12 protein-coding genes are annotated in these 8,133 nt (G+C 59.4%); 1 reads left to right on the top strand and 11 read right to left on the bottom strand.

Annotated features, from left to right (window positions below):
• Window positions 1-152: 152 nt before the first annotated feature.
• From Q0520_RS11690 to Q0520_RS11640, 11 genes are all read right to left on the bottom strand, one after another.
• A complete protein-coding gene (locus Q0520_RS11690; protein WP_298670281.1) occupies window positions 153-899 on the bottom strand; it encodes a hypothetical protein in 747 nt (248 codons plus the stop codon).
• Window positions 900-1,229, bottom strand: a complete 330-nt coding sequence (locus Q0520_RS11685) for a hypothetical protein (protein ID WP_298670279.1) — start codon at window positions 1,227-1,229, stop codon at window positions 900-902.
• A 101-nt stretch (window positions 1,230-1,330) separates the two neighbouring features.
• Window positions 1,331-1,594, bottom strand: coding sequence for a hypothetical protein (locus tag Q0520_RS11680; protein WP_298670277.1), 264 nt, complete (start codon window positions 1,592-1,594; stop codon window positions 1,331-1,333).
• Complete coding sequence (locus tag Q0520_RS11675) at window positions 1,591-1,869, bottom strand: hypothetical protein (protein ID WP_298670275.1); 279 nt, start codon at window positions 1,867-1,869, stop codon at window positions 1,591-1,593. Before Q0520_RS11675 ends, Q0520_RS11680 begins: the two co-directional genes overlap by 4 nt.
• Window positions 1,870-1,965: 96 nt before the next feature.
• Window positions 1,966-2,421: a hypothetical protein gene (locus Q0520_RS11670; protein ID WP_298670273.1), complete on the bottom strand. Its 456-nt coding sequence runs from the start codon at window positions 2,419-2,421 to the stop codon at window positions 1,966-1,968.
• Window positions 2,422-2,830: 409 nt separating this feature from the next.
• Window positions 2,831-3,292, bottom strand: coding sequence for an aspartate carbamoyltransferase regulatory subunit (gene pyrI / locus Q0520_RS11665; RefSeq protein WP_298670271.1), 462 nt, complete (start codon window positions 3,290-3,292; stop codon window positions 2,831-2,833).
• Entirely contained in the window at window positions 3,289-4,185 is an 897-nt protein-coding gene (gene pyrB / locus Q0520_RS11660) for an aspartate carbamoyltransferase (RefSeq protein WP_298670268.1), read from the bottom strand. Before pyrB ends, pyrI begins: the two co-directional genes overlap by 4 nt.
• 3 nt (window positions 4,186-4,188) lie before the next feature.
• Complete coding sequence (locus Q0520_RS11655; RefSeq protein ID WP_298670266.1) at window positions 4,189-4,914, bottom strand: tRNA (adenine-N1)-methyltransferase; 726 nt, start codon at window positions 4,912-4,914, stop codon at window positions 4,189-4,191.
• Window positions 4,911-5,255 (bottom strand): nascent polypeptide-associated complex protein, encoded by a 345-nt coding sequence (locus Q0520_RS11650; RefSeq protein WP_298670264.1) that lies wholly within the window; start codon window positions 5,253-5,255, stop codon window positions 4,911-4,913. The genes Q0520_RS11655 and Q0520_RS11650 overlap by 4 nt, the downstream gene beginning before the upstream one ends.
• Before the next feature lie 2 nt (window positions 5,256-5,257).
• Window positions 5,258-5,734: a PUA domain-containing protein gene (locus Q0520_RS11645; protein WP_298670262.1), complete on the bottom strand. Its 477-nt coding sequence runs from the start codon at window positions 5,732-5,734 to the stop codon at window positions 5,258-5,260.
• On the bottom strand, window positions 5,679-7,073 hold the full coding sequence (locus Q0520_RS11640) for a DHH family phosphoesterase (RefSeq protein WP_298670260.1): 1,395 nt from the start codon (window positions 7,071-7,073) through the stop codon (window positions 5,679-5,681). The genes Q0520_RS11645 and Q0520_RS11640 overlap by 56 nt, the downstream gene beginning before the upstream one ends.
• A gap of 144 nt (window positions 7,074-7,217) precedes the next feature.
• Between Q0520_RS11640 and Q0520_RS11635 the strand changes: the two genes are divergently transcribed.
• Window positions 7,218-8,133, top strand: a 916-nt coding sequence (locus Q0520_RS11635) for an NAD(P)H-hydrate epimerase (RefSeq protein WP_298670258.1), incomplete at its 3' end; no start/stop codon positions are given.

Raw genomic sequence — 8,133 nt, 5'->3', positions numbered from 1 at the left:
GCACTCGTTCGCAGGACTGATCGAGGAAAGTAGGTGCCAACGATGATGCACCCCTCGTTTGAATTCGGCCTCGATGGAGAGGAGAGCCGCAGATTCGATCTGCAGTCTTGTCACATGGCCATGACTCGATCAAGAGGATTCAGTCTCTTCTGCTAGAGATCAAAAATGGCGATAACCGGATTATGATCGCTGTATTCATAAATTTCAGAATCATCTATGACCTCACATGAAACAAGTCGGTCAGATATTTTCTTGCTTGCATGGATGTAGTCATTCTGCCACGGCGTTTTACTTCTTGGATGGCGATTGGTCTGCACGTGGCTTTGAAAATATTTGTAGGTACAGTTGACCAATCCGAAATCTTCTAACCGTTCAAAAAATATCCTGTGAGAGGGATCTCTGTTTTTATATTTTTCATCCCATTGGGTGCTTACGTTGTAATCTCCACCCATTATGAACAATCGCTTTCCCATACGTCCATGCAAGAGGGGAGTAAGATCCGAAAGCATCCTATGTAGTGTGGTTGTTGCATATCCGTCTTCGTCAATCAATCCATACAGGCTGATGACAGAAATCAATGACTCATCCGGCAGCGTCACCTCGGCGCCTAGCAGAGCACCCAGGTAGCTACTTTTTATCTCCAGTTCCTGGATCGGGAACTCTTGCGTAACAACTGCCGATCCCCAATTTCTTTTCCCACCTATTTTCTGATAGATAATTTTAGAGTCTTCATCAGTTTTAGCAGGTGGAACACATTCCTGCAGTAAAGCGATGTCTGGTGAAATTGTTTCAGTCAGATATCTCCAGGCTGCTTTGCGTTGCTCCTGGTTGCGTTTCCAGGAGTCCATGTTCCACGTTGCGATAGATATTTTCATTGTATTCTTCTCTGCAATCATCATTTATATTGTCGAGTAAATAGTTTGCACGGCTCTGTTGAAACATCTGAAACTTTTTTCAGGATTGATTCTCAGGATCAAAAAAGAAGAAAATTCGGCTCTGTAATGTTTCTGTTCTGAATTCTCCATGGTATTTCTGTGAGATTGGATGAAGAGGTGCACTCTCCGGGGAGCAAAGTTCCCGGGAAAAGAAACATCCCTGAACAGAAACGTATCGGTGATCTCTCTAAAACGGTACTCATGAGACGTCACTGAATACAACCTCATGATACCTGTTCTCTTCTCTACGGGCAAGGCCTGCGAATATTCCCTCAGGAGATCTTCTGTAACCATCTAATATCTCCGACGTCTCTGAGAAGATCCTTCTGCGGGAGACCCTCTCTTCGTGAGTTGTGCAAATGTACAGAAGACATCTGGTACATATCACACTCCCGTTAATTGTCTCCTCTACACCGGACTGCAACTGCGAGGTAGTTGAACCCGATCAGCGGCAGCCCGACCGCCCAGTACAGGATCATGAGTCCGCTCCAGGGATGCAGCGTGGGTGCCAGCGAGAGGAGAGTACAGGCGAACAGGATCACGGCAAGGACCGTGATACCCACAATCGCCTGAGAAGGGACGAGGGCCTTCGCCTTCAGGCGTTCAGGGAACGTGGAAATAAAAGCCATGGATGCCGAGACCCCTTTCCTGTCGCTCACCGGATGGAGAGGAAGGGTTTGTCCTCGGGATAGAGCATGCAACTCACGATACCGATGGCCAGCACGGCGACCACGAGCAGAAGGGCGGGATACCACGATCTGTCTTCCCTCCGTGCCGCCGGGACGAGGAGGAGGAGACCGAGAAGAGAGATAGAGCTCAGCAGTGATATCACCCCGCAGAGGAGAGGGGTAAGACCGGTGAAAGGGGCGACCCAGAAGAAAAAAAAGATTGTTGACGTCAATGCAAGGGATATGCCGTAAGGGTGCGCCGTCATCGTCTGTCCTCCTAACACCGGGGACTCACCCGACAGAGAATGAGATCTCGCTAATCTCGCCCTTTCCGTCAGGACTATCACGACGTGGGCCCATTCCTATTTCGGCCCCACATACCATGGGATACACCTAATCTCGAAGTACCTCCCCCTGTATTCGTATAATTTCAAATGGGACCGACACTCAGACTGGGAATAGTTCTCAAGACAGAGATTGTACGCCCCGAGGTCGCCAGAATAATCCTGCACCTCGTAAATGTACCGTTTGCCGTCGCGCCATTCCATTGTACTGGTATTTGCCGTCTCCATTCCCTCTCGATATTCGGGATGGTCCTCAAGATCCGCATCGGTGAGATGAAATACAAGAGCGTCTTTCGCGAAACTCTCGTTATATTCGATGATGAAGCAGCGGAACAATGTATCGGGCGTTTTGTTTTCTCCCGGCACCCCTGTGTCCTGGCCGACCAGACCATAAAGGAGGGACACGCCGACGATCCCAACGGCTCCGAGAATACACACCAATGCCACCTTTTTTTGGGCATTATTCAGTTTCATAGGACCAGATCACATCCTTGTTTGTACATCTTTTTCCAGAGGCATTGTGTGACAGCGGTGCGTGGCACCCTCGGTGTCTGGACAGTTGCAACGGGGCCGCTCAGGGGGGCTAAATCAATCTCAACGATGCAAAATATCTCCGCCGTATTATATATCGTTTCTTGGATAATCGTCTACGTGTCGCTGGGATCTCGATCGCCTTCACGACCATATCAACCTGAAAGATGTGAACCTCCATAGACCGACCGGAGGACTGCATCAAGAGCCTCCGGCATTCTCATACTCGCACATCGAAAATCACAGGTTTTCGAACTCGCGGGTGCTCGTTCCGCGAAAGTCTTCGACGGCGACAGCTAAAACCCCTCACTCCAGAAGAGGGCTTGAACCAAGCCACAAAAAAGAAAAAAGTTCAGATGATATGCCCGGCGATGTCCTCGGTGAGGTACCAGTCGCAGTACAGGCAGTGGAGGCCCTTCTTCGTCACCTCGAACCTGCTCTGGATGGGTTCGTTCGTGTTCGAGATGCAGCCCGGGTTCGGGCACTTGACGACGCCGTGGAGGAGTTTCGGGATCTGGACGCCCTTCTTGTCGAAGACCAGGTAGTTCCTGATGATATTGATCGTCGCCTGTGGGGCGATGAGGGCGATCCTGTCCACCTCTTCCTTCTTCAGTTCCCTGTTCTCGATCTTGACGATGTCCTTTCTCCCGGCCTTGGCACTCGCCACATTCGTGGCGATGGAGAGGGTCTCTTTCGTCGCCCTCGTGATCCCGAGGATCCGCAGGACGTTGAAGGCCTCGCCCGCCGGGATGTGGTCGATCACCGTGCCGTTCCTGATCGGGCTGATCTGGAGGCTCTTTGGTGGTTCGCTCATCCCATCACCTCCTGGAGGAGGGCCATCCTGATCGGGATGCCGTTCCGCGCCTGCTGGAAGTAGCGGGCATGGGGCAGGGCGTCCACCCTCGGATCGATCTCGTCCACCCTCGGGAGGGGGTGGAGGACGATCATTCTCTCGCGGGCGCCAGAGAGAAGTTCGGGGGTCACCCGGTAACTCGACGCCACCGCGTAATACGAGGCCATGTCGGGGAAGCGCTCGCGCTGGATCCGCGTCACATACATCACGTCCAGATTGTGGGCGAACTCCGCGATGTCGGTGTGCTCCACCACCTCGACCCCCCTCTCGCGGAGATCCTCGATGACATTCGGCGGCATCTCCAGGCTCTCCGGCGCCAGGGTGTGGATGGTGACGTCATAGTTTGTCAGGGCGTAGGCGAGGGAGTGGGCCGTCCGCCCGTAGCGCAGGTCGCCAAGGAGACCGACATCCGTCCCGTCGATGGGCATCGCCTGCCTGATCGTGTACAGGTCGATGAGAGTCTGGGACGGGTGCTGGCCCGCACCGTCACCGGCATTGATCACAGGGACAGACGAGAACTCGGTGGCGAGCCGCGCCGCCCCCTCCTTCGGGTGGCGGAGCACGATCGCATCGGCGTACCCGCTCACGACCCTCACCGTGTCGGCAAGGGTCTCGCCCTTGACGACCGAACTTGTCTCCACGCCTCCCATGTCTATTGACTTCCCGCCGAGGCGTGCCATCGCCGCTTCAAAGGACATCCGCGTCCGCGTCGAAGGCTCGAAGAAGAGCACCCCGAGAATCCTGTCCTCGAGGGCGTGCCGGTCATAGTTTCCGGCATCGATCGCCCGGGCGCGGTCGAGAAGAGCGTCGATATCCTCTTTTTCAAACTCCTTGATAGAGATGATATGTCGCATGATTTACCCCCGCGCAATGGTGATGTACCCGGAGTGCCCGACCCGCGTCGACGGTCGGGTGCCGCGGGCGCTCCGCGTCATCTCCCTCTCCATGCACTCATAGGTGTGCACCTCGGAAAAAAGGCGCGACGCCTCGTCATAGGCCGTGCTCATCTGCTCAATGAAGGGGGTGTAGCAGGCGAGGTAGCCGCCCGACCGCAGCAGATCTCGTGCATGGGCGATGTGCGCCGGCGTGATCCCGAGGTCCAGGTGGACGACGTCGAACTCCCCCTCCACTTCGAGGACATCGCAGGCCCGCACCTCAACATTGTCGAGGCCCGCGTCCCTGATATTCTTCTCGGCCTTCTTTGCGAACTCGGGCCGCACCTCGCAGGTGACGACACGTCCAGCGATGCCGCCGAAATAGATCGCGGCGATGCCGCTCCCCGTGCCGGCGTCGAGGACGGTGTCCCTGCTGTTCATGCCCGTGTAGGCGATGACCATGCCGATGTCCTTCGGGAGCATCGGGGCGCCTGTCCGTGCGGCATGGGTGAAAAAGTCTGTCGCCCGCGGCCGCCTGATCACGAACTCGGTGCCGAGGTGGGTGGCGACGACGTCGCCGTACGACGCCCCGACAAGGGCACCGAGGTCCAGGATGCCGAGGTCGGTGGAGAGGGTACCCTCCCCCGCGGAGACATAATATTCCCTCGTCCTGGAGACAAGGATGAGGCGCTCCCCTTCCTGGATCATGCACCTGTCAGACGCAGGATAGCCGCAGCGATGTCTCCGCCGGCGGCGACGAGCGCCTCCCGGGCGGCGTCTGCCGTGGCGCCGGTCTGCTCCATCACCAGTTTCACGTCGTCCTCCGGGATATCGAGGGCGGCGGGTTCGAACCTCGCCTCGCCGTTGATCTGGTAAGTGGTGGTACCCTGCATGATCGTGGCGACGACCTCGGCCTCGTCGAAGACATAGTTCCCCTTGCCTGTCTCTATGACGACTCTCTGCACGTCCTCGAGGGTCTCGATCTCCATGCCGAGTTGCTTCATCATCTGCTTCATCTTTCTTGGGTTGATCTTACCGCCTGGAAACACGCTTACTTTCCTCCTTTCCTTACTTTTACCGCTACTCCATAATCAAATGCCATCATTTCTTTACCCGAGAGGAGTGCCTGGCCTGTGGCGATCACCCTGTCCTCCCCGGATACGACGATCACCTCGTCGCCGGGCCTGATGCCGGTATCCGCGGAGACGACGTGTTTCGCAAAGGCGTTCTTCCCCTCGGCAACGAAACTGGCGACCTCGTCCGCGATCACGACGCGGTACGCGGGCGCAGGGAGCGCCTGCGCAAGTCGGCGGGCCCCCTCGATGCCGAGGGTGAACCGCCCGTCCTGAGCACGGACGGTGACGATACGCTCGTCTCCGAGCATCACCTGCCTGACGCGCCGCGTCTTCGACCTGACAATACGGCAGTCTGTGGGGAAGAGTGCCTCTCCAGCTCCTTTTCCAAACTGGAAATCAGCAATCGCCCTGACCTGCCGCTCCGCACTGTTTCTTGATGCACTGGTTGACACGGTGTACAAACTCCTGTTCTGCTGTCTTCGGGATATATGCCCCGGCGGCGATGGCGTGCCCCCCTGCCGCCCCGCCGAAGGGTCCGGCGGCCTCGATGAGGGCCGCCTGAAGGTCGATGCCAGCACTGACCATCCTGTCGTCGGCCCGCATCGAGACCTTGGTGAGGGCCGGATCGTCGGGGAGGGAGCACATGATGAGGATCGGTTTGTTCCGGCCGAGTTTCGAGAGGGCCATGCCCGCACCGATCCCGACGACGGTGTCCGGGAACCTGTCCCCGACATGGAGGTACTGGATGGCGTCGAGTTCCTGGACACCTGTAGTGAGGATGTAGGTGAGGAGTTCCCGGATCGTCGCCCTGTGCCGGGCGAGCATCTGCCCGGCCTCCCTGAGGGCTTCGGCACGGTCGCCGGCGCAGATTGCACTCCCCACCGCAGGGCGTGCCCACCTGCCGCAGGCATTGAGGAGGGTCGAGAACTCGGAGGCATTGCGCAGGGCCGTCCCCCTCGCCTCGTCGGGGAAGAGGTAGACCTCGGCACAGAGCCTCCCTGTGTCGCCGTCGTGGGCGACGATCTGTTCGGCAAGGGCCGAGCAGACCGCCTGCTTCTCGGCGTCGGCAAGGTCCTCCCAGACACGCCACCGCCCCTCCCGCGTCCTCTCCGGGATACCGAGGGAGGCGAGGAGCATCCTAGCCCCGGCCGGGTTATTCGTGATCCCCTCGATGAAGGGGTCGTCATTGTAGGCGAGGCAGAGATTGAGGGGGCGGGTAGAAATGCCGTAGCAGTTGAGGTCACGCTTTGCCTCGACGTTCCCGTACTCGATCCCGTCGTCGGCGATCGTCCGGGCCGGCCCGATGAGGCCGCAGTCTTCCCGTGCCATCATGTCGCCGACATTCCCGACCACGGCGAGTTTGGCGAGGTCGCGATTGTCCCCGTCGATGGCCCGGGCGACGAGGTACGCCGCCCCGGCCGCCGAGAACTTCGTGTGGCCGTATGGCAGGGCGTTCACCTGCATGTATGGTGTCTCCACGTCCTGCGAGACATGGTGGTCGATGATCACGACCCTGTCCTCGGCAAGGCCATGGTCTTCCAGGAGGTTCTGCTGCCCGGCGCCGAGGTCGGCGAAGACCTTCAGCGAGTCGTCCTGCGGGATGTGGTGCATCATCAGCGGTTCAAGTTGCCGCACGAAGACGGGACTTGCCTCGATCCCGGCGCGGGTGATCGCCTGCATCAGGATCGAGAGGCTGGTGATGCCGTCGGCGTCGATGTGCGAGATGACCGTTACCCGGTCGGCCTCGCAGATCCGCCTTGCGGCCGCCGATACATCCCTCTCAAGACTCATCTGATCAGAATAGTATCATGCCTCTCCGATATAACCCATTGGTCAGGCGGATTTGCCGCTCTTTCCAGTCAGGCGTATATTTTTTCCGGTGCGTCCGCACCCCTTCGCAAACTATCTATTCCTCTGCCTCCCACCGGGCATCTGATGTTTGAGGATCTCAGGGAGTTCTGCGAGACGGGCGTGATCACGCCCGAGAGGATGCGTGCGGTGGACAGGAACGCACAGGCCCTCGGCGTCTCCGGCCTCCAGTTGATGGAGGCGGCAGGCGCCGCAGTCGCCGCGGCGGTACGGGAGTCCTCGCCGTCGCGGGTGCTCGTCCTCTGCGGGCGGGGGAACAATGGGGGCGACGGTCTTGTCGTCGCCCGCCACCTCCAGGAGTGCGAGGTGGATGTGGTCTGTCCGGCCTACGGCTCCACAACCCCCGACTTCCTCGCCCAGTCCACCGCCCTCCGCGCCTGTCCGGTTGCTGTCCACGAGGTGCGCGTGCCCACCGACGTGGAGACCCTCGGTGCCCTCTTCGAGAGAGCCGACGTGGTCGTCGACGCCATGCTCGGCACCGGTGCTGTCGGGTCGCCGCGGGAGCCCCTCCTCTCGATGGTCGGACTCCTGAACGCGAGCCCGGCCCGCGTGGTGGCTATCGACGTGCCGACGCCCGGCGCACGTGCCAATCTCGTCGTCACCTTCCACCGCCCGAAGACGGCGGGCGGACGGGTGGCGGAGATAGGTATCCCCCTTGCGGCGGAGGTCTGTACCGGCCCCGGCGACCTCCTCTCCCTGCGGCCGAAGGGGTCGTCGGCCCACAAGGGGGCCGGCGGCGAGGTGCTCGTCGTCGGCGGCGGACCGTACCAGGGCGCCCCCTTCCTCGCCGGCATGGCGGCGCTCAGGGCCGGGGCCGATATCGTGCGCGTCGCCTCGCCCGCGTACGTCGAGAACCCCGACCTCATCCATGTCCCCCTCCCCGGCCGGGTGATCGGCAAGGAGCACCTCCCCATCCTCCTCCCCCTCGTGGAGAGGGCCGACGTCATTCTCTGCGGGAACGGCCTCGGCACGGGGAGCCACG

Source organism: uncultured Methanofollis sp., assembly GCF_937919355.1.
GTDB lineage: Archaea > Halobacteriota > Methanomicrobia > Methanomicrobiales > Methanofollaceae > Methanofollis.
This window is presented reverse-complemented; position numbering and strand designations above follow the sequence as displayed.

Excerpts from the sequence above, each read along its gene's own strand:
- Q0520_RS11690 (WP_298670281.1), bottom strand. The coding sequence starts at position 899 with ATGATGATTGCAGAGAAGAATACAATGAAAATATCTATCGCAACGTGG.
- Q0520_RS11685 (WP_298670279.1), bottom strand. The coding sequence starts at position 1,229 with ATGGTTACAGAAGATCTCCTGAGGGAATATTCGCAGGCCTTGCCCGTA.
- Q0520_RS11675 (WP_298670275.1), bottom strand. The coding sequence starts at position 1,869 with ATGACGGCGCACCCTTACGGCATATCCCTTGCATTGACGTCAACAATC.
- Q0520_RS11670 (WP_298670273.1), bottom strand. The coding sequence starts at position 2,421 with ATGAAACTGAATAATGCCCAAAAAAAGGTGGCATTGGTGTGTATTCTC.
- pyrI (WP_298670271.1), bottom strand. The coding sequence starts at position 3,292 with ATGAGCGAACCACCAAAGAGCCTCCAGATCAGCCCGATCAGGAACGGC.
- pyrB (WP_298670268.1), bottom strand. The coding sequence starts at position 4,185 with ATGCGACATATCATCTCTATCAAGGAGTTTGAAAAAGAGGATATCGAC.
- Q0520_RS11655 (WP_298670266.1), bottom strand. The coding sequence starts at position 4,914 with ATGATCCAGGAAGGGGAGCGCCTCATCCTTGTCTCCAGGACGAGGGAA.
- Q0520_RS11640 (WP_298670260.1), bottom strand. The coding sequence starts at position 7,073 with ATGAGTCTTGAGAGGGATGTATCGGCGGCCGCAAGGCGGATCTGCGAG.